This is a genomic window from Chloroflexota bacterium (assembly GCA_013152435.1).
In the GTDB taxonomy this organism is placed as follows: domain Bacteria; phylum Chloroflexota; class Anaerolineae; order DUEN01; family DUEN01; genus DUEN01.
Map to the genome: position 1 here is coordinate 1 of JAADGJ010000130.1, position 24302 is coordinate 24302.

Genomic DNA, 24302 nt, shown 5'->3' on the forward strand with positions numbered 1-24302 from the left:
CCAGGGTGACCACCTGTCCCTCTTGCAACGGCTCCTGACTCTCCGGGACGAAGAACGGCGGCTCCGGGTGCATCAGCCCTAAAGCATGCCCCGCATGATGCGGGAAGTGCTCCGCTACCCCGGCCTCCTCAAAGACGCCCCGCACGGCCGCGTACACCTGTCCCCCCGTCACCCCCGGACGCAGCATCGCCTCGCCCGCCGCCTTGGCGCGCAGCAGCAAATCCATGTGCCGACGCTGCGCGTCCGTGGGCCGCCCGACAGCATACGTGTTCGTGATATCCGCACGATAGCCATTGACTATGGGAAAGAAGTCGACGATCATCAGGTCGCCTGGCTGCAAGATCCGGTCGGACGGCGGTCCTCCCGATCGACCGCCGGATGCGAAATCCCCCAGCATCGTCACCACACCCCCGGCAGCCTTCACCGTCGCCGCGTGCACCGCCGCATACACGTCGAGCTCGGTCACCTCCGGCTGGACGGCTGCACGCGCCGCCGCGTGTCCGGCCACAGCCGCCTGCACGGCGAACCGAATGGCCGCCAGCTCATCGGGATCCTTCCGGAGCCGCATCGCATGCAGCACCGGCGTCACATCCACCACGGTCGTCCCCGACTCCCGCAAAACCTCCGCGATCCTCCACGGCAGATGGGCAGGCTCAATCGCTACGCGCCGTGGCCGCCTCTCGAGCAGCCAGTTTGTCAGCATCCCCACAACGCCGGCGTGGCGATCACGTCCCGGCTGACGGCCATCGTACCACTCGTACACCACGATCTCATCCACGTGAGCGTGCTGCGCCCCCCGGGCCGTCCAGTTGTCCAGGAAGAGCCGGGCCGCCCCTCCCCGCTCCAGGACCAAAAGACGGGTGCTGGGCACGTTCAGCGTGTTGGGCGAGATGTAGTGCCCCGTCAGGTAGTGGACGTGCCACGGCGCCGCAATGAGGACGACCTCCACCTCAGCCTCGATTCCTTCCCACAACCGGCCCTGTCGCGAACGGCATCCCTCGGCCGTCAGCATGGATCACCCCTCCGGTAAGACCGAGCGAAGCTTCTCGAAGGCGATGCGCGCCACATCGCTCGGGGGCATCTCCCAATAGGACTGGTTGAAAAGCTCCAGCGAGACGGCGCCCTGATACCCATTCTCCGCCAGCATGCCCAACATCTCCCGCACCGGGAAGATCCCATCCCCGGGCATCACCCGATCATGATCGGTCAGCTCCGGCACGGGAATCCCTTCTGGCACGTCGTTCACGTGCACGATGCCGATGCGCTCAGCCGGCACCGCTCGCAGGTCGTCCACGGAGCGGCCGCTGCGGTGAATGTGGAACGAATCCACCGTCAGGCAGCCATCCGGGTCCCCCGCTCGCTGCACGATCTCCCAGGCCAACGGTAAATTGTTCACATGCTCCAGGAATCCCAGGAACTCAAAGGCGATCCGGACGTCATGTTCCCGCCCCAACGCCACCAAACGCGCATATCGCTCCACCAACAGGTCCAGATCGACCTGGCCCGCGGGCGGGGTGGCGACGATGACCGGGGCCTCCAACGCGGCGGCGATCTCGATGCGCCGTCGCGCCTCGTCCCATGCCGCCGTGAACGCCTGCCCCTGCGTACCTCCCCAATCGTGCACAGCGATCACAGAGGGCACGGCGAGCCCCCGATCCCGCAGCGTTTCTTTCACCGCCTCCAGCGTGCCGCCGCCGGCCACGAACGCATCGATGTCATCCACCCACAGCTCGATGCCCTGGAAGCCCGCCTCCGCCGTCACGGTGATCTTCGTCATCAGATCCGCCGGCTGAATCGTGCTGGTGTTCAAACACAAGAGGAATCCCGCCATCGTTTACCTCCCCGGTAAGCACCCTGGTGGCACCACACCCGAGCATGACGAATGGGAAAATCGCAAAGGGAGGGCCCTCCGCATTTCCTCGACCTCCGGGGCGAAGGGCATCCTCCCTCATGTCCACAGCTACGCGCGAGCGATCAGAACCCTCATTCCGGCTTCACAACGTGGAACTGCGTCCGGGCTTTGGCTGTGAAATCGGCGGTGCTGACCACCACGTTCAACACCTCCTCCGTGACCGGCACGCCATCCGGCCAACGCGTGGGGATGGTCAACGCCACATCGAAATGGCCGTTCTCATCCACGACACCGCCGGCGACCGGCTTCGGTTGGAAGGTGGCCGTCGGGACGGTCACGTAGATCCTGAGCTCAGCCCCGGGCGGCCAGTTTCGTCCCACGACTCGGATCGTCTGCCCCACCGTTCCCTCAGACGGATTCAATGAGACGGAGGGCTGTCCCGGGAGGCCAAAAACCGTCACGCGATCGGGCAGAAAGCCCCGATCACCGGCGGGCAATCCCTCTACGGCCAGCAAGACGCCCGGCTTTAGCTCGTCCAGCCACAGCGACCACCCATCCTCCGTCACCACCTGCGTATGCTCAGAGAGGGCGATCTCCACCGGCGCACGGTCCTTCGGCTGCACCGTGAGCACCCGCCGCTGTCGGTCCACGCGCATCAACGTCCCCTCCAGCCGCGTCATCTGCACCGGGGTCCCCGGCTCCCGCCGTATATCCAGGATCAGCCATGGCCCGCTGGTGCCCCGTACCACAGCCACATAGCGACGGCTGACCCCAGGCTCCCAATCGCCCCCTTCCTCCGCAACCACCCGGGCCGTGACCAGGTACTCCTGCCAGTGATCCGTCCACGCCGCCTGATTGACCCGCGCCACGCTGAGAAGCCGAATGCTCTGGACAGCCCGCAATCGCGCCTCCCAGACATCCTCACCCTGCTGGATCCGGGCTACCGGCGAAATCAACCGCAACGCCTGATCGATACGTCCTCGATCCATCGCCTGGAAAAAGCGGGCGATCACCTGCTCGGCAGGCTCGACGGGCTGCCCCTCCGTCTGCGACACATAGGCCGGCCGCACGGCGATCCGGATCGCCAACAAGGCGCTCCCATCCCCCACCGGTGGTCCATAAACCGTGATGATGTCTCCGGAGTGAATCTGGGTAAGATCCATGGGATGCCCACCCAGCCCGACGATGGTAGCCCCGGGTCTGACGACGATCTGCTCGAATCCCTGAGACGGATAAATGGCGATGACGCTCATGATCGTTGAGACATCGCGCACCCGGGCATCGATGATGATGGGAGGGCCCAGGGTAGCCGATGGCGTGGGCGCCGTCAGCGTAGGAACCGCCGTGAGCAGATCACTGACGTCTTCAGGATTGCAGGCCGTAACCGACCACGCCCCAGCGAGGATAATCAACAACAGCCAGAGGATTCGTCGCATAAATGCCTCCGGGGAGCCAGGATCAGGGGATCAGTAACCCAGCCGACGGATATGATCCTCGTCCATACCGAAGTGATGGGCGATCTCGTGAATCACGGTACGGCGTACCCGCTCACGCAGGTCCTCGGGGTCACGGGAATAAGCCAGCAACGGGCCACGAAAGAGCGTGATCTTATCCGGCGGGACGAGGCCATAATGCGTCGTACGCTGCGTGAGCGGCACGCCCTCGTACAGGCCGAAGAGCGTGGCCCCATGCGGAACACCCGCTCGCCTCAGATCCGCCCGCGTGGGCCAGTCAGCGATGACGATGGCCACGTTATCCAGGCGCTTGCGGATCTCCTCAGGCAAACTCTCCAACGCCTCGTCCACCAGCCGATCGAATTCTTCCGGACGTACCACCATTCCCATACCTGCCAAGAGAGCACCGCGATCACAAGAACATGTAAGCGACCAGAGTATACCATCGGCCGGTAGCGGCGTCCAGAGAGGCCATGATAAGGTGGTGCGGAAACCGAAAAGCCCCGCCCCCCATGACAGGATCAGGGCTTTTCAGAGTGCGTTTGAGAAATGCCGTCGCTTCTGCTGTGGGGAGGCCCGGAGGGTAGCCCCCTCCGGAAAAAGCCCTTCTCCGCTCTCGACCTGTCCGGCCCCGGCACGGGTCCTGCAGGAAGCGCCGAGAGAGGCAGGTGCAGGCCGAAAAGCGGAGTTTTCGTGGAGGGAAGGTCCCCTCCACACATCCCCCTGTGGAGCTGTCGTTGAGGGAGACCCTCAGACACCTTCTCAGCGTGCGGCGGCGTGCGCTCCATCACACGTCAGGATCGATCAGGAACCCGTATGAGCAGGGACCGCCGCGATGGTGATGAAGAACAGAACAACCACCAGGATGGGGAACAGGACCAGCCGCAAGGTGCGCCCATGGGAGGGGGGCTGATGCCACATCACGCCGATGGCGATCAGCGTTTGCAATCCGTAGTAGAAGGCAAAGGCCCGAGAGGCCAATGTGAGCACGCTGAAGACATCATAGGCCCAGATGAGTAGGATGGCGATGACGGTCACGATCGCATAGGCGCGCTTCTCGGGCAGGCGCCCCCGGGTCTCCCGCTCCAGGAGCCCGCCGGTACCCACGGTATCCGCTACGGCCGCCCCGAACTGGCTGAACATCGCGCCGGCGGACAGGATCATGCCGAATCCCCACGCCGCCTTCTCCACGATCTCAATGATGGCCGTCTCATTGATGATCTTCACTCCAGGCATCAGCACGGCCACCAGCGGCACGAAGATGATGTACACCACGGCCGCCACGATCTGCGCCACCCACATGGCCCGCACGCGAGGCCCCGGATCGTACTCGGCTCCCAGATATTTGACCGTCTCGAACCCCTGTGTGATGAGCAGCATCCCGCCCAACACACGCAGGCTGTGCCATCCGATCTCCGGGCTGGGGAAGACCAGCTCCCGGCCATCGAACTCCAGATTGTACGCCACCAGCATCACGATCAGGCCGCCGATGATGGACATCTTCAGATTGACAGCAACCTTCTCCAGTTTCTCCATGCCGTGCAACCCGCCGCGGTAGCCCGTCCAGCCGATGTACGCAAGCACCAGCGTGCTCAGCACGCGAATTCCCAGACCGTTGTAGAGATGAAACGAGTTCAGGGCGAATCCGCTGAGCAAGGCGATGTAAAAGGCGATGGAGATGATGTAGGAGACGCCCAACGCCAGGTTGGACAGGTGTTCGAGGAAGGCCCAGTGAGGAGCCTGGCCGTTCAGCTTATCCCGCAGAACATCGAAATGCCGGATATTCGTGCGGATGGCCTCGCCGACGGAGATGGCGAAGAGGTTGATTACGATCATGGCCGGCAGGGCCAGATTGCCGAAATTCTCGTACAACAGCGGAGCGGCAACCAGGAATCCGCTCCCGATGATGGACGCCAGGGGAGTGACCGTGATCGTCCACAATCGTGATTTCCGAACCGGTGACAGATAAAAGATCGCCAGGAACGCGAGTATGCCCGCGACCCCAACGATCGAGTTGATTATCAATGGTTGGGTCATAGTTCCTCAATGAAGCAATCAACGCGATAGCCGTTGGGTGAATCAATGCGATCATCGCCTCCCCAACCCGCGTGATCGGGGAGCGACGCGACAACGAAAGTCCAAAACGCCCCCCCACGTCGACGAGGTACCTTCCCTCTTGTCCAAACCGCTCGCGACGTGAGAATCCGGTTCTAGACGGTTGTCCGACGTGCTCCCCGACTAGAGGAACGGATCCGCAAATCTTAGCTGCCACAGCTGTCGATCATTCGACACGCGACGAGATCGACCCGTGACAAGGCCGTAGATACAATGGATAGCCCACATAGCGTCAGGAATGTCCATGAAAAACATCTGTGTGTGGCGGATACACCACCAGATTCCGCCACCGTTCCAATAGGGCCACCTACCACTCACTGCCACCTACCGGCAGCAACTAGGCACAAGCCTTACTGTAACATAACATATACCACCGTGTCAAAGCGGTAGCCCTCGTCGGGAAACCCCACGTATCTCCTCGCCAGTTGAAAGGACGGCTCCTCCTTTTCCTTCCCGCAAGTCATGGTATAATTTCTATAGCGCGATGCCATGAGCATGCGCACCACTCTCGCCAGTCGGTAGAAGATCGGACACAAGCTCAAGAAGGAAGAAGGAGAGGAACGCATGGAGTATCGATCTCTGGGACGAACAGGTGTACTGGTATCCCCCATCTGCCTGGGGGCGATGAACTTCGGAGGACCGACGTCAGAGGAAGAGTCCATCCGGATCATCGATCGAGCGCTGGACGCGGGCATCAATTTCATCGATACGGCGAATGTGTACAACGCAGGCGAGAGTGAACGCATCGTCGGCAAGGCGCTGAAGCAAAACGGGAAGCGAGATCAGGTGGTCCTGGCGACGAAGGTGCACGGCCGGATGGGAGATGGCCCCAACGACCGTGGCAACAGTCGCTACCACATCATGAAGGCGTGCGAGGATTCCCTGCGCCGCCTGCAAACGGACCACATCGATCTCTATCAGCTTCACCGCCCCGCGCTGGAGATCCCGCAGGATGAGACCCTGCGCGCCTTGGATGATCTGGTGCGGCAGGGGAAGGTCCGCTACATCGGTTGCTCCACCTTCCCGGCATGGATGGTGATGGAAGCTCTGGCCATCAGCGAGCAGTACAATCTGGCCCGCTTCATCTCCGAACAGCCGCCATACAACCTGGTGGATCGGCGGATCGAGAATGAGCTGATCCCCCTGGCGCAGCGATACGGGCTGGCCATCCTGCCGTGGTCGCCGCTGGCCGGCGGCATCCTGGCCGGACGCTACAAGAAGGGGGCGCCGCCGCCTCCGGACTCCCGAGCAGGCCGACAGGGAGGAGCGGGCCTCTTCGCCCAACGGATCACCCCCGCCGCCCTGGACGTGGCGGAGAAGATGGCCGAACGCGCCCGAGAGAAGGGCATGACGCCCTCACAATTCGCCCTGCTATGGTGCAAGGATCAGCCAGGCGTCACCTCCCCCATCATCGGCCCCCGAACCATGGAGCACCTGGAGGACGCTCTCCCGGTGCTGGAGATGACCCTCTCCGATGAGGATCGGGCCTTCTGCGACGAGCTGGTCCATCCCGGCAACGCCGTATCTGACTTCCACAACAGCAACCCGTGGATGAAGGCTCGCATCTTCTGATTCGGATCACATCGTAACTCAAGAGGCTTCCACGCCCGCTGACAGCGGGCGTGGAAGCCTCCTCGCGTTAACCTCAAGGGCGGCCCGAGGGGCGCCAGCCCCTCCAAGGACGCGATCCCCCGCTCACGTCCAATCCAGGATCACACCCAACACCTCTTCCGGCCGATCCAGGATCAACTCATAGGCCTCCTGCGCACGAGCGACCGGGAAGCGGTGGGTGATCAGCGGCTTGATCCGCAGCTTATGTCGATTTAACAGCGGGAGCACTGTCGCCGGATCCTCCCAGGCGCACGGGAAAGCCACGATCGCCCGCTTCAGATGGGTGGGATGGAACTCGATGTGAAACGGATCGGGGTAATATCCCTGCAAGCAGATGCGCCCCTCCCGCCGGATCAGCTTCAGACAGAAGTCGAAGAGCCCGGCATTCCCGGAGGTATCGATGACCACGTCCGCCCCCTCCGGCTGGAACCGGCGAACCACCTCCGCAAGATCATCGTCCCAGGCATTGACTGCCACATCGGCGCTGTGCAGGGCGGAGAGATCCACCCGTCGCTGAATCAAGTCGCTGGTGATCACCACCGCCCCACGCAGGCGAGCCATCTGCGCCGACATCTGTCCGATCATCCCCTGGCCGATGACCACCACCAGATCATCGGGGCGGACGTCGATCAACCGCACGCCGTGGGCGCCGACGCATGGCATCATGAAAAGGCTGGCCTCCTCCATGTCCACCATTGGCCCCAACTTCCACACCTGATCCTGAGGCACCACGGAGTAGCCAACATGTCCGAACCACCCCTTGCGTCGGAGGTCATCATCCTGCACTCTGGCGCCCGTTGCCACGGCAACCCGATCCCCCACGGCCAGGCCGCGCACCTCAGGGCCCACCGCCTCCACAACACCTGATCGCTGGTATCCCGGAACGTGGGGATAATGGGAGGGCACATCGTCCCCCCAGTGGTCGTACCGCCCGGTCAACGCCCACCGTTCCGTCCCCACGCTGATCCCGGAATAGACGGTCCGCACCGCCACGTCAGTCGGGCCGAGATCGGGCACGGCGACCGAGATCATATCCACCCGATACGGCTCCACGAAGGCGATAGCCCTCGTCTTCTCGCCCATTGTTCCCCCCAATCCGCTCACGACCGGATGCGCACCACGACTTTGGCAGCCTGCTTCCGGCGCACCAGGTCGAATCCATAGGCGATCTCATCCAAAGAGATCGTGTGGGAGATCAGCCGACGCAAGTCCACCAACCCCAGGCGGACCTGATCCAGGACCTGCTGATGCACGTTTTCCTCTCTGGGATGGATAAACCGCAGCGCCCAGGTGCTCGGCGTGCCAGACCAATCCAGGGTAGCCCTTCGCTCCGGAGCAATCCCATAAATGCCAATGTGCCCCCCATCGGCGAGAGAGCGCATACCCGACTGCAAGACCTCCCAGTTCCCCACAGCCTCCACGGCGAAATCCACGCCTCGCCCGTCCGTATAAGCCCGCACGGCCTCCGCCACATCTTCGACCGTCGTGTTGATCACGGCATCCGCGCCGAGGTCCCTTGCCTTCTCCAGCGGCTCCGGACGGCGCCCGGTGACGATCACTGGATGGGCACCGATGATCTTCGCCGCCATAGTGAAGCTCAGCCCCACCACCCCGCTCCCCAGGATCAGCAGGCTGCGCCCGGGTTGCACGCCGAGTCGGTAGAGGAAGCTGAGCGTCTCCTTAAAGGTGATGAACATCCCCGCCAGGTCGGGATCGAAATCAGGAGGCATCTTCTGTTGGGCAGTGGCGAAATGGGGCAGTTTCGGAACCTGCCCACGAGGGGTATCCGCAATGATGGCCTCCGCATCGGCGACGACGCCATACTCGGCGAAGCCGCCAAACATGGAACCGTACTCGCCCAACATCTCGCCGGGCCGCACGGCGGCGGGACGCAACACCAGATCGCCTGGCTTCAAGTTGCGGACCCGTGGCCCACACGCGATCACCCGGCCGATGCTCTCATGCCCCAGGATACAGGGATACACCTGATGGGCTGGGAAGGATCCATCGATGACGTGCGTGTCCGTGCCAGAGCAAATGGAACAGGTGAGGATCTCGGTCAGCGCCTCATACTCGCCGTAGGTCGGCTCGGGTACGTCGGCGATCGTGATCTGTCCGGGTTCTGGGACGACAACAGCCCGCATGCTTCGCCTCCTTGGTTTCACTTCGATCCATCCCCCCAACGCCGCTTCCATCGGGGAGGAGATTGTCCAACCCGGAAGCCAGTTTACCCTGACAGGGTAAGGCCGTCAACCCGGTGTCGGCCGCCCCACCCCGACAGGCCCGGCTATGGTATAATGCTGCATCCATGAAAGTTCCCTCACAGGGATGCCCCCAGAGGGCAGGAGATCGGATCCATGCACATGCCCATCAGCAAGAGGAAGGGCCCCGAAAGACGGCGGGAGATCTCTCGTCGGAAGTTCCTCGCCCTCTCAGCGGTGGGAGCCTTTACGACCGCCTGTGGCGAGGCCCCCGCCCCTCTCGCCTCCATCCGCAGCCCCGTCACGCCGACGCCGCTGTCAGCCGCCGTCCCGATGAAAGAGGAGGTACCGAAGATGAGTCGAGTGGCCTTGATCCGTATATCCGATCGCGTGGAAGGAATGCGCCGGGCCCTGGCGCTGTTGGACGTGGATGGGCCCGCCGGTAAGAAGGTGCTCCTGAAACCCAACTTCAACAGCGCAGATCCAACCCCGGGCTCCACCCATAACGATATGTTGCGCGCCCTGGTGACCTGGCTGAGGGAGGAGGGTGCCGGCCCCATCACCGTGGCCGACCGCAGCGGCATGGGAGATACCCGCCAGGTCATGGAACAAAAGGGGATCTTCGAGCTGGGTCGAGAGCTGGATCTTGAGGTACAGCCCCTGGATGAGCTCGATGCCGACGGCTGGGAGCTGATTCGGCTGCCGGAGAGCCACTGGCGAGACGGGTTCCCCATAGCGAAGCTGGCCCTGGAGACGCCGTATATCCTCCAGACCTGCTGCCTGAAGACCCATCAGTACGGCGGGCATTTCACGCTCTCGTTAAAGAACTCGGTGGGGCTGGTAGCCAAATACCTCCCCGGAGAAAGCTACAACTACATGAACGAGCTGCACACATCGCCCGACCAGCGTCTCATGATCGCCGAGATCAACGCGGCCTACGCGCCGGACCTCATCGTCCTCGATGGGGTGGAGGCCTTCGTGAAGGGTGGGCCGGCCCGGGGCGAGCGGGTGCAGGCCAACGTCGTCTTGGCGGGCACGGACCGGGTGGCCATCGATGCCGTCGGTGTGGCCATCTTGCGCCATTTCGGGACGACACCAGAGGTGAGCCGGGGGCGGGTGTTCGAGCAGGAGCAGATCGCCCGGGCCGTGGAGTTGGGCCTCGGGGCGCAGAGCCCTGATCAGATCGAGATCCTCACGGATGATGAGGAGGGGGCGGCCTTCGCCAGGCAGATCCGGACGATCCTGGCCGCGTAGGCGTAGGGCGTAGCCAGGTGCGGCGCACCTCCGGAAGTTTGTCACACTTTAGCCAACTCATAGCCAGGGAGGCTGCTGATGAAAATCACCGGCGTGGATATCTACAACGTGCAGGTACACGATATGAACCCGGTGATCGTTCGCGTCCATACGGACGAGGGGATCGACGGCGTGGGCGAGGTAGCGCTGGCCTATGGCGTGGGCGCTCAGGCCGGACTGAACATGGTACGGGATCTCGCCGAGCGATTCCTCATCGGCGCCGATCCCTCCCGGATCGAGCACCTGTGGGATCGGATGTACCGGGACACCTTCTGGGCACAGGGCGGCGGCCCCGTCGTCTTCGGCGCCATGAGCGCGATCGAGGAGGCGCTATGGGATATCAAGGGAAAGACGCTGGGGGTGCCCGTATACGAGCTTCTCGGGGGCCGCTGCTGGGATCGGCTGCGGCTATACGCCAACGGATGGTATCGGGGCTGTGTGCGTCCTGAGGAGTACGCGGAGGCGGCGCTGAAGGTCGTCGCCGACGGATATACCGCTCTCAAGTTCGACCCGTTTGCCATTCGGCCGGATGGCACGTGGCGATACCCGCGGCGCGCGCTGGATCGGGAGCTGGCGGACCTAGCCTTCGCCCGGGTGAAGGCGGTACGGGAGGCCGTCGGGCCGGAGGTGGACATCCTGATCGAGGTGCACGGAAACCTGGGCACCACCTCGGCCATCCAGATGGGGAGACGCTTTGAGCCTCTCAAGCCGTTCTTCTACGAGGAGCCGGTGGACGCCTTGAACGTGGATGCCATGAAGAAGGTGGCCGACAACGTGGATATCCCCATCGCCGCCGGGGAGCGACTCTACACCCGCTATGGTTTCCGACAATACATCGAAAAGCAGGTGTTGGACATCCTGCAGCCGGATCTGGGGCTGGCCGGCGGCATCATGGAGACGAAGAAGATCGCCGCACATGCGGAGACCTATCACCTGCACGTCCAGCCGCACAACTGCGCCGGCCCGATCGCTACGGCCGCGGCGGTTCAGCTGGACGCCTGCATCACCAACTTCATCATCCAGGAGGTGTTCCCCTACCGCCCAAAGGAGCACTACGCGCTCGTGGTACAGGCGCTGGAACAACAAGTAGTAGATGGATATCTGGAGATCCCCACCGCACCGGGATTGGGCGTGGAGCTCAACGAGGAAGTCATCTCACGCTATCCACGCATACACGTCGGAGAGGCTTAAGGGACGAACGTCCGAAAGTGAAGGAGGCGAGGACGGCCATGGGTAGCACGATCGCAGATGTCATCGCTACGACATTGGCGGAAAACGGCGTGGAGATCGTCTTCGGGCTGCCCGGCGGAGAGAGCATCGACCTGGTGGCTGCGCTGGAGCGGGCGGGCATCCGGTTCGTGCTGGCCCGCCATGAGGCTCGTGCGGCCTGGATGGCCGACGCCTATGCTCGCGTCGGCCGACGGGTCGGCGTCTGCCTCTCGACGCTGGGTCCCGGCGCGGCCAACCTGGCGGCCGGGCTGTCTCACTGCTACCTGGACCGATCTCCGGTATTGGCCCTGACGGCCCAGCTCGAGCCAACCCTGATGCCACGCCACTCGCATCAGCGACTGGACCTGAGGCGGCTAATGGCGCCCGTGACCAAGGGAAGCTGGCCTATCGCTGTGGAAGATGACGTGGCGCAGCGAGTACGCGAGGCGATGGCACTGGCAAGATCCGGCCGTTTTGGGCCGGTACATCTCGAGCTCCCGGCCTCGGTGGCGCAATCCCCGGCCAGGCCCGATTCCTCAGAGACGAGGGAGGCTGCGCCGCACCTGCCGTCGGTGCCTGCGGAAGCGATCCAGGGAGCGGCCGAGGCGCTGCGCACAGCGCGACGCCCCGCCATCCTGGTCGGCCTGGGGATCGAGCCTTCAGCGCCGTATGCGCCGCTGCGCCGCCTGGCAGAAGCGTTGCACGCGCCAGTCGTCGTCACGCCCAAGGCGAAGGGCGCCATCCCGGAGGACCATCCCCTGTACGCCGGGGTATTGGGTCTGGAGCGCCGGGAGACCTCAGCCGATCTACTGCATCGTGCCGATCGCATCCTGGCCGTGGGGTTCGATCCGGTGGAGTTGGTGATGCCGTGGGACTTCGAGGCGCCAGCGATCTTCGCGGCCGAATTTCCCAACGAGGACCCGCCACTGCCGACGGAGATCGAGCTGATCGGCAACCTCGGAGCGACGCTGGAGGCGCTGGCGGCGGAATCCTACAGCCGCTCAGGCTGGACGCCGGACGAGATCGCCGCGGCGAGGCCGCCCTGGCCGGAGCACGACATGACGCCCCTGCAGCCATCCCGACTATTGCGCACGGCCCGGGAGGCCCTGCCCGATGATGCCATCGTCACCTGCGACGTGGGCTCCCACAAACTGCTCATCGGGAAGCTTTGGCCCGCACGTATGCCGAACCGCTTCCTGGTATCCAACGGGCTCTCGATCATGGGATACGCGCTCCCCGCCGCGATCGGGGCGAAGATCGCGGAGCCTGAGACGCCAGTCGTCTGCTTCACCGGAGACGGCGGGATGGGCATGGTAGCCTCGGAGTTGGAGACGGCGGCACGGTTGAGGCTCCCCGTCATCGTCGTCGTGCTGGCCGATCAAGCCATGAGCCTGATCCGGCTGAAGCAGGAGGCGGCCGGCTACGAGCCCGTCGGGACGCTGTTCGCGCCGGTCGACTGGTGTGCGGTGGCGCGGGGCTTCGGCGCACGGGCCACCGTTGCCCGCACGAGCGAGGAGGTGCGTGTCGCCATCGATGCGGGATTGGCGGCCGACGGGCCCATGTTGATTGAGGCCCGGATCGACGCGTCGGAGTATCGATCGTATTGAGACGCTGATGGAGGATCTAATGGGAATGAAAGGCTAGGACTGCCCAATAGCCGGCACCCGTCGTTCGGGCGGCCCCACGTACTTGATCTCCCGCTTGCCTGCAAATTTCAAAGGTGAGCCGGACGTCCATTCCTCATGCACATGCGCGGCCAAGCCAGCCGTGCGCCCTATAATAAAGACGGCCTTGGCATACCGCCAATCGATCCCCATGTCAGAGAGGATGGCCGCCTGAGCACCGTCCACGTTCAGGGGAAGTGGGCGCTGGGCGGCCTTCTCCAGTTCCGCCTCTATCGCACGGGCCAACGTCACGTGTGGCCCGCTGATATTCCACGTATCTGCCAGCGCCAACAAACGTTCAGCGCGAGGGTCCGGATTATGAAAGCGATGACCGAAGCCAGGAATGCGCTGGCCGGCCTGGCGAAACTCAGCCACGATGCGGGCGGCCAGTGACTCAGGATCGCTTTCAGGATGACGCAAGGCGACTTGAAGCATCTTCGCACAGGCTTCGCCCGCCCCGCCATGATACTCGCCGATGGCGTTGATGCCGGCAGCAATAGCGCATTGCATCGGCACCCCGCAGCTCGCGACAGTTCGAGCGACCTGAGTGGAAGGGGCGTTGATGCTGTGCTCGGCACAAATGACCAGCATCGCCTCAATCATCCGCCCTTCCGGGCCCCTCGGCAACTCGCCGGTCATCAGCAGATAGACCACGTCGCCAAAGGTATATCCCCCCGCCATGTCCACCAGGTTGTATCCGCGGACCAACACCCGGTCCGGATAGATCTGGGATATGGCCGTCGTGATAGGCTCTACCATCTCATGACTCCCTGCGGCCATGACGAAAAGCTCGCACATCGACAACGCTAATCCCCTCTCCCATGGGATGCACGATCACGGGATTGAGGTCTATAGACAGGAGGCGATCGGCCTGTTCTACCGCCAGCCGGGAGAAGTTGACGATCAACTGGATCAGCGCATCGACATCGGCTGGCGGCCGACCACGGAACCCCTGCAAAAGCGTCCACGCCTTGGTCTGCTTGACCATGTGCAATGCCTGAGCGCGCGTAAGGGGTGGCAACCGCAATACCACATCGTCCAACAGTTCTACCAGGATGCCACCAGACCCAACGGCCACCACAGGGCCAAATAGTCGATCGGTGCTCATGCCGACGATAACCTCGACACCCGCGGGGACCATCGCCTGCACCAGCAGCCCTTCCAGGGGCTGCCCGGCCATGCGAGCGAGCAGGGACCAGGCGGCCTCTTCAACCTCGGCCGCCGTGCTCAGGTCCAGGCAGACAAGCCCCTGTTCCGTCTTGTGGCTCAGGTGAGGAGACAGCGCCTTCAAGGCGACGGGAAAGCCCAACAGGAAAGCGGCGTCTACAGCCTCGGACGGAGTCTGCACGAGAAGGGCTCGTGCCACGGGGATGGCATAGCGCGCCAACAGGCTGGCCGTCTGGGGATAGGGCAAGGCTGCGCCCTGGTCAGACATCACACACCTCGGGATCTGCCAGCCAAGCCTCTCGATAGCGCCAGTAGCTGACAGCGCTCGCCAAGGCACGGACACAATCGCTGGGTTGATCAAAGAGAGGGATGCCCGCTTCGCTCAGAATGCGGTGCCCCAGCGGCCAGTCAGGGGGCTCGGCGGGATAACGCTGTCCCACCCAAACGACACACAGCGGTTTGCCCGCGTTCCGAGCGGCGTCCACGATCGCCTGAGCAGTAGCCGCATCCTGTTCCCGCACCGCGGATTTCGCCAGGAGCAAGACGACCACATCGGTGTCCGGGTCTTCCAGGAAGGGCCTCAACGTCTCAGTGGTAGCGGAGCCTATGACGCTTGGGCCTCGTACATCGGTGGGATTGCCAAGCTGTCCATACTGTGGGATATGGGAGAGATCCCGCAGCCGAGCGATCAGCCGCCCGCTCAGAGGCGGAGCGTGCAACGCGGAAGCCTCCACTAAATCTGCCGTCAACGAGCCCAGACCTCCTGATTGAGTAACAAGAGCGACATGTCCCCTGCCCGATAATCTCCGCCCAAAAGCGGCCATCACCTGCGTGATGTCCATCATAGCCCGTATATCGTCGACGAGGATCACGCCGAATTGTTCACACGCGGCCTCAAATACACGTGACGAGCCGGTCAAAGCGGCCGTGTGCGTGGCGGCCGCCCGCCGTCCGCTAGCGGTGCGACCGCTCTTGATCAGCACGATCGGCTTGCCAGCGATGAGAGCCCGCCGCCAGGCCTTTACGAAAGTGGGAGCATCCCGAGCACCCTCCACAAAAGCGCCAATGACTTCGGTGTTGGGATCATCCACCAAGTAGTCGAGAGCCTCGGCCAGGGTGACATCGACCTGATTGCCGACGGAGATCAATCGGTTCATACCGATGCAGCGGTCCGCGAACAGCCCGTAGAGGGCCATCATCAGGGCACCGCTCTGAGAGGCGAAAGAGGCGGGACCCGGCCGGGGCTCTGCCGGCAGCCGGGTGGCGATGAGGCGACCTGGGATGTCGGCCAGGCCGGCGCTGTTCGGGCCGATTACCCGCATCGGCTGGCCACGCAGCAAACCAACTAGTTCGGCTTGTAGGGATTTGCCGCGCTCATCAGACTCAGCGAACCCGGCAGTGATCACGAGCGCAGCCGGCGCCTTTATCGCGATACATTGCCTCAGGACGGGCAGAACGGTCTCTCGGGGGACGGTGAGGATAACCAAATCAGGCCGATGGGGAAGCTGGGTAACATCGGCATAGCACCGCAATCCGAACACAGTCTCACGGTTTGGGTTGACCGGATACAATTCCCCCGAATAGCCATAATCCAACAAGTTCCGGAGGATCCCCGCCGGGTACATCCCCCGTTCCGAGGCGCCCACGAGGGCAATGCGACGAGGAGCGAAGAAGGGATCGAGACCCGGACGATCAATGGACATAGACGGCCTCGTAGCGAGTGTGACAGCCAGCGAAGTTGGATAGCCCGATTTGCCCCTTCAGATAAGGATCATCGTCATCGGACCACGTCAGTTGCGGGCCATCGGTGACCCAGGCGGTTAACCGGTTCTCCTCGACGGTGAAATGCAGTTCATAGCTCTCCCCGTGCTTCCAGCCGAAAGCAGCGCTTCCGAGCGGGCGATAGCCCCGGAGGTTTTTATACAGTGTGACCCCATCCGGAGTGAGCCCAAACGCGTAAGAGCGCAGGGCACCTTGAACACGCACGTTGATGTTGTGATAGTCGCCTATCAGCGGAACCAGCCGGACGGTCAGCGTATAGTCCTGCCACTCGATGTCACCACTATATGTCTCGTTGACGGACGGCCCGCTGCCGTGATAACCGCCCTCTTCTAACCGCCAGTATCCGCGCAAAAACGTCCACTGACTGATCGCGCCGTATTCCTCTCGCTCTTGTGCGAAGTCATAGCTGAAGCGCGGTGTCCCCGCCCAGTCGAGATAGTCGAGCAGGATGGAGCCGCTCCACGGCTGCCCCAGATTGCGCAGGACCAAGCCAGCCTCGCAGAGACAGGCACCATGCAGCTCGGGAACCTGATAAGCCAGCTCATGCCATCGGCCGGGAGTCAATGGCTCGCCTGGGGCTTGATAAGCTCTCGCCCGGTTGCCGTCCCAGACGTACAGCGCAGCCCGCAGTTGATCGTTCGCATCCTCCGGCAGGTAAACGCGAGCTCGCATCTCCTGGCCGGGATAAATTTTGGGGGAGAAGCTAGCCCCATAGTAATTGCCGCTCAGCCGATCGGGACGATAATAGGTCTCGACGAACAGCCTGATCTCGCCCTTTCTATTCAGCTTGCGGACGGTTGCTCGCAAGGCGCCACCCGTTCCAAGAGGGACCTGGCGTAGCGCGATGCCCGTTCCCCGATGGGAACGTCGTCGAAACCCATGGGTTGAGCCAGAATACTCGAAGTGATAACGAGGACGTGGAGGGCGCACCGGCTCTCCGGCGAGCTCGCGCCCCAATTTGCATATCAGGTCAGCGCAAGCCGGGATATCAAGCAGGTTGCGGGTGCCGATGAGACTGGCCGTGATCAACAAGTCATTCATGGGGGCACGCCAGTAATCATCAATCCCTTCAAGCCCAACAGCAACGCCCATAATAGCTCCCACGTTGCCCACGTTGCAGTCCGTGTCCCAACCGGCCATATTAGCAATTTGAATAGCCCGTGAGAAATCACCCGCACCGTACAGCAACGCCATCACCACAACGCCCGCATTCGGGATGATGGGCACGATGCCCGGATAGCGATCATACCCGAAGTTTTCAGCGATGAAGTGGTAGGCCGCGCGCCAGTCCTGGTCGTGTTTATGGTGAAAGTCCAACATCGCTCGTACCACTCGAGCGTACTCGCTATCGCGAGGAATCACACCCAGTCCCGTACGGATGAGCTCTTCGGGGTCAGATTCGCTGAAAGCCTGGCTGACCAGCGCTGCGATGAACATGCCGCCGTAGATCCCATTGCCATCGTGGGAGACGCTGCTGGCCTTGGCCGCGTATTCAGCCGCCAATGGGGGATGATTGGGAATCACCAATCCCCATATGTCGCTGAAGATCTGCCCGCCTATCTGCTCGGCCAGTGCGGGGCCGTTCAGGGCGATAGAACCGGAGAGAGGAGCGGGGATCCCACAAGCCAGGTTGACATAGGCGGTGTGCTCCGTCGAGCGGCCGTAGCCTCCCCACCAGATCGTGCCACGCTGATCGCCCAGGTAGTTCAGCCAAGCATCACCGATCTCCTCTGGCGACAGACGTTGGGGCACAGGCGTATCCTCCAGCGCCCGGATGAGGATCAGAGGTAGGCTGGTGTCATCGTCGGGCTTGAAGATCTTGCTCTCATCCTGAAGGTACCCCTGCACCTCGCCCAGGTTGTCCATGATCTCACGGTAGGTCCAACTCTCCAGCGGCGCGCCGAACCGCACACCGATGCACTTCCCCAGCCAGCCAGCATAGACGCGATCATCGTAATCGGGCGGAATGCGAGAGACCAACGCCATTACCTCCACCTCTCAACCCTTTAGGCCCACTGAGGCGATACCGCCGATCAGTTGCTTCTGGACGAAGAAATAAACGACGAGCACCGGGAGCACGGAGATAAGTGTGGCGGCCATGAACAGATTCCACTCAACACTATACCGCCCCCGGAACATGGCCAGGCCCAACTGGATGGTAAAGGAGTGGAAATCATTCAGGTAGATCAAAGGCTTTAGGAACTCATTCCAGGTCCACAGGAAGGTATACACGACGACGATAGTCAGCGGCGGCCTGCACAGGGGCAGGATCACCCGGTAGAGGATCCCCCACGTCCCCGCCCCGTCTATGCGGGCGGCATCATCCAGATCAAAGGGGATGGTACGCATATACTGCACCATGAGGAAGATAAAGAAGGGATCCCCGGCGAAGGAGGGTAAGATGAGCGGCCAATACGTGTCGATCATCCCCAGGCGGTGGAAGAGGGCATAGAGAGGGATGATCTTCGCCTGTAGAGGGATCATCATGGTGGCAATCACCAACATGAAGAGGGAGCGTCTACCCGGGAAGCGAAGGCGGGCAAAGGCATAGGCCACCAGCGGCACCGAGAGCAACTCGCCGATGGTGTTGGCCACCACCAGGAGGGCGGTGTTCATCGTGAAGCGCCCGAAGGGATACCGGGTAAGCGCCTCCCGGAAGTTTTCCCAGTGGGGCTCCTGTGGGATCCATTGAGGCGGCCAGGCGAACACCTCCCAGCGGGCCTTCAGCGCTGTGGAGAGCATCCACAGAAGAGGGATCATAAAGAAGAAGGCGAGCGTCGTCATGCCTAGATAGGTAATGCCAGCTCCCAGCCAACGGCGCGTCTGGCGAGAGAGCAGAGGGCTCCGAATGACGCCCCGCGGCCGAATCGTCCCGACCGATGCTTTCTGCGTCATGCTCCCCTCTCCTCTGCCTCATAGTACACCCAGCGGCTGGAGGTGACGTGGAGGATGATCGTCGAGGTCAGGATAATGAGGGTCAGCACCCAAGCCAGCGCCGAGGCATACCCCATGTTGAAGTTCTGGAATGCTTCTTCGTAAAGGTAGAGCATGTAAAAGTAGGTGGCGTTCAGAGGTCCGCCCTTGGTAATGACGAAGGCCTCGGTGAAGACCTTAAAAGCCTCGATAAGTCCGACGATCAACTGGAAGAAGATCGTCGGCGTCAGCAAGGGGACGGTGATGTGCCAAAAGCGAGGCCAGCGCCCGGCGCCGTCGATCTCCGCCGCCTCGTAAAGGTGGGGAGGGATGTTCTGCAATCCCGCCAGGTAGATCACCGCCCCGCCACCCACCTTCCACACGCTCATGATGGCCACCGAAGGGAGCGCCCACTTGGGGTCCCAAAACCACTTGGGCCCCTGGATGCCCACGAGGGCGAGGAGGCTATTGATCACCCCGTAGTCGGGTTGCATGAGCCACATCCACATCAGGGCGACAGCCACTCCCGAGATGACGGCGGGGATATAGAAGATGGTGCGGTAGACGTTCATGCCCCGCACCTTGATGTTCAGTAGCAAAGAGAGGGCCAGCCCTCCTACCAATTGCAGCGGCAGGGCCATCACCACGTAAGAGGAGGTCACCTTGAGGGATGTCCAGAAGAGGGGATCGCGAGTGAACATGCGCACGTAGTTGTCCAGGCCAATCCAACGAGGCGGCCGGGTGATGCTCCACTCGGTGAAGCCGAAATAGATGGAGGCCACGATCGGCCCAAAAGTGAAGACCAGGAAGCCGATGACCCAGGGCAGGATGCTCAGATATCCCTCTAGCGCCTCACGCCGAGCCCTGCGGCTCATCCCGCGCCAGCCAGCAAGCGCCACGATCTATCCTCCCAGGTAGATACGAGGGGATGGGGCAAGGAAGCGTCCGACGACGGCTCCTCACTCCCATCCCCACAGGGCACAGCAAGGCCTAACTGCCCAGCCGAACGACACACTCCTCAAGAGCCGCCTGCGCTTTCGGCACCGCCGCATCCAGAGCGGCCTTGATCTCATCCCGCTTGATCTGCATCAAATTGATGCGATCCCACACGTCCTTGATGGCCCGCTTCACCGTGCGCTCGCACAGGTGCGTCATCCGCCACTCGGCCACCTGCCGCAATTCCAGCACCTTAAAGAAGGCCTGCACGTAGTCCTTGTCGGCATCCTTGTACTCATGAAGGACCGAGCGGATAGAGGGGAAGAGATTGCCATTCTCCATCAAGAAGCGCTGGCCCTCAGGCCCCACCCAATATTTGAGGAACGCCCACGCCTCCTCTGGATGCTGCGTTCCCTTCCAGATGGAGCAGGTGAGCGACCAGGCATTCACCCATCTCTCATTGCCCGGCACCCCCGGCTCTGGCACGATGCCGAAGTTCGCACCGGCGTTGACGGCGTTCAGCATGTGTCCCTGGTTAAGGGTGGCGGTGGCCAGCCGACCCGCCAGGAAGAGATCCACCGGCCCCGTGCCCTCGGTGCCCAGCACCTCGATGTCAGCAGGCGTGGGGGTCGTGTTCGAGGCCACCAAGTCCCACAGCCAGGTATAGGCAGCCACCGATTCGGGACCGTTCAGATAGCCCTCCACCGTCTTGCTGTCATCGCTGTAGAGGCGGGCGCCGTAGTTGAACCAAATGGCCCGGAAGGGCCCCCGCGGGCGATCGCCACCCCAGCGGCGCTTCTTCTCCAGATCGGTGACCTTCGGCAGGAGTTCCAGCCACTCCTCGGTGGAGACATCCCACGAGGGATACTCCACCCCCTCTTCATCGAAGACGTCCTTGTTGTACATGACGAAGTTGGCCCCCACGCCCAGGGGCAGACCGATCACCACATCGCCCCACAGGGCACGGGTCTTCCAGAAGCCCTCGATGTACATGCTGGTGTCGAAGTTGTCCTTCTCGATGAAAGGCCGCAGGTCCAACGCCTGGGGGAACCAGTTGTTGTCCCAGAAGAAAGCCACATCGGGCGCCCCCTGTCCCGCCCCCAAGGTGGTGGTCATCTTGTCCTGAAAGCCACTCTCGGGCAGGACCGTGACGTTCACCTTGATGCCAGGATGCGATGCCTCGAATTGCTTGGCCAGATCGCGTTGGACCTGTTCGTTGTACTCCTCCGAACTGACCGTCCACCACTCAATGGTGACCGCCTCCTTAACGGGAGTACCAGGGGCCTGTGTCGGCGCCTGGATCGGGGCGCAGGCGTACAGCGCTGTGCCCGCAGCGGCCAGACCAGCATAGCGAAGGAAATCACGGCGGCTTATCGCATGTTTCTCCATCTTGCATCCTCCATAGGATTGAGATGGGGGACACCCACCGTGTACCTTGCACGGCGGGCCCCATGAGCAGAAGAATCCTCCTCGAAACACGCTCTGCTCTCTCCTCACCTCCTTTTCGTTTGCCTAACGGATCAGCTCCGCCAACTCCCGGGCCACCTGAAGGATGTCCTCCTGGGCTGCAAACTTCAGACAGACGCCGGCAGGCCGACGGGTCATCTCGACCCACCGCGGCGGGATCACAGCCAGGCCGTGCCGGGCCCCGGCCAGCGCGCCGAGCACAGCGCTGATGGTGTCGGCATCCCGTCCGAAATTAGCCCCCCAGAACATCCCCCGGTGGAAATCACCGTCGGTGAGCCGGAAGATGGCGTAAATCTGCGGGATAGCCTCAGGGCTGGCGGAGTGGACGGTAGTCCAGAGGTCGATATGTAAACGTTCCCAGGCCGCCTCGACGGAACCCGCCTCCTCGCAGATGGCCATCGCACGCTCCATGGAGCGACCTAGCCAGCTGTCAGCGGGTATCTGCTGCAATCCAGCCTGGATGATCTCCTCCGTCGTGCCGTCCACCATGGCAACGGCGATGCTGGCCGCCACCGCCTGGGCTGCCCAAATGCCGTCGGCATAGTGGCTGATCTGCGCCTCGATCTCCGCCATAGCCGCAGCGCGCTCCGGCTCTCCCGCACAAACGATGCCGATGGGAGCGATGCGCATAGCCGCGCCGTCGTCAATGTGCAAGGCGTTGTCGCGCCCCGACAGAGGAGGGCGCAGGCCTCGTTTGAGGTTTTCCACGGCACCGTAGAGAGGCTTTCCCGCCCGATCGTGTACCCCCCCTTGCCCAAGGATATGCTTGCGCCACGAACGATACACCGCCTCGGAGGTGATCTGCCCTTGATGATCCAGCAGGGTCCGTGCCGTAAGCAGGGCAAACTCCGTATCATCTGTGCCCTTGGCGCCGTCATACAGGTTGGTGATGATGCCATAGCGCTGACGGTAGCCGTGATCCCGCCCAAGATCTCCCAGGGCATCTCCCACCGCCAGCCCCGCCAGACAACCCGCCGCCTTCTGATAACACCGATTTCGGTCCTCGATTAACGTCTCTCTGGTGATCATGATGGTGTATTCCTCACATTGCCTCGTTGGAGGTTGCTGGGAACGTTCCCAAAGCAGGGCGAAAAAAAGAAGAGAGAATAGCGATCAAGCTGATTGCGCCCTCTGCGCGGGCTCCAGCCGTAGGAGCTTGCTCCGCGGCGGCGCAGTGGATCCTCGTTGCACCAGATAGCAGGGGAAGCGATACCGACGGGGCTCCTCGGGGGCCTCGTGCCGCATCCGCTCGAGCAGGAATGTGGCAGCCTGCCATCCCAGAGCATGCTTTTGCTTCGCCACGGTGGTCAAAGGGGGCGTCGTGACGGAGACGGCGTAGATGTCATCCATACCCACGATGGAGATGTCATCGGGGACATGCAATCCCTCCTCCTGCACAGCCCGCAGCGCGCCGATGGCCAGCACATCGTTGGCCGCCAACACCGCCGTCGGCGGCTCGTCCAGCCGCAACAGACGCTTCATACTCTGGTAGCCGAATTCCTGTCCGTAGGGACAAGTGACGACCCATTCCTCGCTTACAGGCAGTCCACGCTCCTGGAAAAACTGCCTGTAACTCTCCAGGCGTGAAGAGCCGCCGGAACGCCGCGAAACGCCGTTGATTAAGCCAATGCGCTCATGCCCCAGGTCTAGCAGGTGCTGTAGGGCCAGGGCCGTACCGGAGAAACTGTCGTTGCCCACCATATCCAGATCCGGGTACTTCCCCCCCAAGCCCAAGACCACCGTGGGAATCCCACTGGCCACCAGATCATCGTTGCTGATCCGGGCTGGATTGATGATGATGCCGGCAAAGCGATTGCGCACCGCCATAGAGAGGAACTCTCGCTCCCGGCGCTCCTCCCAATCGCTGTTGGCGAGCACCGTGGCATATCCCTGCGCGTCCAGAGCGTCCTGCACGCCTCGGGCCACCTCCGGCCAGAAGGGGTTGGTGATGTCGGGCAGAACCAGAAGGATGGTATGAGTGCGCCCCGTACGCAATCCCCCGGCGAGGGCGTTCCGCTCGTACCCCAGCTCAGCGATGGCTTGACGCACGCGGCGGCGCACTTCCGGCCGTACCCACCGATCATCACCGTTCACCACGCGCGAAACAGTGGTCTTGGAAACCCCTGCCAAACGGGCAACATCCAGGATCGTCGGGCGGCGTTTCATAGCACTCTCCATCTTCCAGCAGCGATGGGAACGTTCCCAGCATTCATATTGTACAAGATCTTCTTCCCACTGTCAACCCGACACGCTCATTGAGAGCGTATCTTTTTCGGTGGAAACACGGCGTTCCTGCTCTCCACACCAGAGCAAAAGAGCCCCCTCCTTGCATCGCGCTTGACCGGATAATCTGCTTCGGATACGATGGGTCGGGCCGTCATAGACGCCAGCCTGACACGCGATGAGAGCACAGGGACATGAAGGGGACGATCGGGCAGCCATCCCGCCGACGCGGCGAGGCCAGCGGCGGGCGAAGGGAGGCAGACGATGCAGGCAACTGTGAACGCGCAGTTCGAAGAGGCGAAGCATCTGGTTAGTGAGCTGCGCCAGCAGACGGCGTGGCACCTTTTCACCATCAGCCTGGTCTTCACCTGGCTGTGGATGATGGTCGCGATCTTCGGACGGCCACAGGTGGCAA

The 24302-nt window shown here is 62.5% G+C and carries 21 protein-coding genes; 5 read left to right on the forward strand and 16 right to left on the reverse strand.

Annotation, left to right across the window (positions count from 1 at the left end; genetic code table 11):
- The 5 genes from GXP39_18100 to GXP39_18120 all read right to left on the reverse strand — a co-directional run.
- Window positions 1-1012: aminopeptidase P family protein (locus GXP39_18100; GenBank protein NOZ29946.1), on the reverse strand; the 1012-nt coding region annotated here is incomplete at its 3' end.
- Window positions 1013-1015: 3 nt separating this feature from the next.
- Window positions 1016-1831, reverse strand: coding sequence for a sugar phosphate isomerase/epimerase (locus GXP39_18105; protein NOZ29947.1), 816 nt, complete (start codon window positions 1829-1831; stop codon window positions 1016-1018).
- Window positions 1832-1983: 152 nt separating this feature from the next.
- Window positions 1984-3288: a hypothetical protein gene (locus GXP39_18110; protein NOZ29948.1), complete on the reverse strand. Its 1305-nt coding sequence runs from the start codon at window positions 3286-3288 to the stop codon at window positions 1984-1986.
- A 30-nt stretch (window positions 3289-3318) separates the two neighbouring features.
- On the reverse strand, window positions 3319-3696 hold the full coding sequence (locus tag GXP39_18115; protein NOZ29949.1) for a metallopeptidase family protein: 378 nt from the start codon (window positions 3694-3696) through the stop codon (window positions 3319-3321).
- Between the two features lie 414 nt (window positions 3697-4110).
- Window positions 4111-5343, reverse strand: a complete 1233-nt coding sequence (locus GXP39_18120) for a hypothetical protein (protein NOZ29950.1) — start codon at window positions 5341-5343, stop codon at window positions 4111-4113.
- Window positions 5344-5985: 642 nt separating this feature from the next.
- On the opposite strand from GXP39_18120, the gene GXP39_18125 reads away from it, so the two are divergent.
- Window positions 5986-6993, forward strand: a complete 1008-nt coding sequence (locus GXP39_18125) for an aldo/keto reductase (GenBank protein ID NOZ29951.1) — start codon at window positions 5986-5988, stop codon at window positions 6991-6993.
- A 123-nt stretch (window positions 6994-7116) separates the two neighbouring features.
- Here the strand turns inward: GXP39_18125 and GXP39_18130 are convergent, their stop codons facing one another.
- Window positions 7117-8115: a zinc-binding alcohol dehydrogenase gene (locus tag GXP39_18130; GenBank protein NOZ29952.1), complete on the reverse strand. Its 999-nt coding sequence runs from the start codon at window positions 8113-8115 to the stop codon at window positions 7117-7119.
- A gap of 17 nt (window positions 8116-8132) precedes the next feature.
- Window positions 8133-9176, reverse strand: a complete 1044-nt coding sequence (locus GXP39_18135; protein ID NOZ29953.1) for a zinc-binding dehydrogenase — start codon at window positions 9174-9176, stop codon at window positions 8133-8135.
- A 219-nt stretch (window positions 9177-9395) separates the two neighbouring features.
- Here GXP39_18135 and GXP39_18140 point away from each other — a divergent pair, with 219 nt between their 5' ends.
- The 3 genes from GXP39_18140 to GXP39_18150 all read left to right on the forward strand — a co-directional run bounded on the left by GXP39_18140 (window position 9396) and on the right by GXP39_18150 (window position 13342).
- Window positions 9396-10487, forward strand: coding sequence for a DUF362 domain-containing protein (locus GXP39_18140; GenBank protein ID NOZ29954.1), 1092 nt, complete (start codon window positions 9396-9398; stop codon window positions 10485-10487).
- A gap of 78 nt (window positions 10488-10565) precedes the next feature.
- A complete protein-coding gene (gene dgoD, locus GXP39_18145) occupies window positions 10566-11717 on the forward strand; it encodes a galactonate dehydratase (GenBank protein NOZ29955.1) in 1152 nt (383 codons plus the stop codon).
- Window positions 11718-11755: 38 nt separating this feature from the next.
- Window positions 11756-13342 carry a thiamine pyrophosphate-binding protein gene (locus GXP39_18150; protein NOZ29956.1) on the forward strand — a complete coding sequence of 529 codons (1587 nt, stop codon included), beginning with the start codon at window positions 11756-11758 and terminating at the stop codon, window positions 13340-13342.
- Between the two features lie 33 nt (window positions 13343-13375).
- Here GXP39_18150 and GXP39_18155 read toward each other — a convergent pair whose 3' ends face one another.
- The 9 genes from GXP39_18155 to GXP39_18195 form a co-directional block, all read right to left on the reverse strand.
- Entirely contained in the window at window positions 13376-14158 is a 783-nt protein-coding gene (locus GXP39_18155; protein ID NOZ29957.1) for a citryl-CoA lyase, read from the reverse strand.
- 1 nt (window position 14159) lies between these two features.
- Window positions 14160-14834 (reverse strand): hypothetical protein, encoded by a 675-nt coding sequence (locus GXP39_18160; GenBank protein ID NOZ29958.1) that lies wholly within the window; start codon window positions 14832-14834, stop codon window positions 14160-14162.
- Window positions 14827-16269 carry a CoA-binding protein gene (locus GXP39_18165; GenBank protein ID NOZ29959.1) on the reverse strand — a complete coding sequence of 481 codons (1443 nt, stop codon included), beginning with the start codon at window positions 16267-16269 and terminating at the stop codon, window positions 14827-14829. The genes GXP39_18160 and GXP39_18165 overlap by 8 nt, the downstream gene beginning before the upstream one ends.
- Complete coding sequence (locus tag GXP39_18170; GenBank protein NOZ29960.1) at window positions 16259-18334, reverse strand: ADP-ribosylglycohydrolase family protein; 2076 nt, start codon at window positions 18332-18334, stop codon at window positions 16259-16261. Before GXP39_18170 ends, GXP39_18165 begins: the two co-directional genes overlap by 11 nt.
- Window positions 18335-18346: 12 nt before the next feature.
- Complete coding sequence (locus tag GXP39_18175) at window positions 18347-19243, reverse strand: carbohydrate ABC transporter permease (protein NOZ29961.1); 897 nt, start codon at window positions 19241-19243, stop codon at window positions 18347-18349.
- Window positions 19240-20136 carry a sugar ABC transporter permease gene (locus GXP39_18180; GenBank protein NOZ29962.1) on the reverse strand — a complete coding sequence of 299 codons (897 nt, stop codon included), beginning with the start codon at window positions 20134-20136 and terminating at the stop codon, window positions 19240-19242. Before GXP39_18180 ends, GXP39_18175 begins: the two co-directional genes overlap by 4 nt.
- 115 nt (window positions 20137-20251) lie before the next feature.
- The gene (locus tag GXP39_18185; protein NOZ29963.1) at window positions 20252-21586 is read right to left on the reverse strand and encodes a sugar ABC transporter substrate-binding protein; all 1335 of its coding nucleotides are present in this window, start codon (window positions 21584-21586) and stop codon (window positions 20252-20254) included.
- 123 nt (window positions 21587-21709) lie between these two features.
- Window positions 21710-22693, reverse strand: a complete 984-nt coding sequence (locus tag GXP39_18190) for a crystallin J1 (GenBank protein NOZ29964.1) — start codon at window positions 22691-22693, stop codon at window positions 21710-21712.
- Between the two features lie 84 nt (window positions 22694-22777).
- Window positions 22778-23830, reverse strand: a complete 1053-nt coding sequence (locus GXP39_18195) for a LacI family transcriptional regulator (protein ID NOZ29965.1) — start codon at window positions 23828-23830, stop codon at window positions 22778-22780.
- A 321-nt stretch (window positions 23831-24151) separates the two neighbouring features.
- Here GXP39_18195 and GXP39_18200 point away from each other — a divergent pair.
- The coding region (locus tag GXP39_18200; protein NOZ29966.1) for a hypothetical protein at window positions 24152-24302 on the forward strand (151 nt) is incomplete at its 3' end.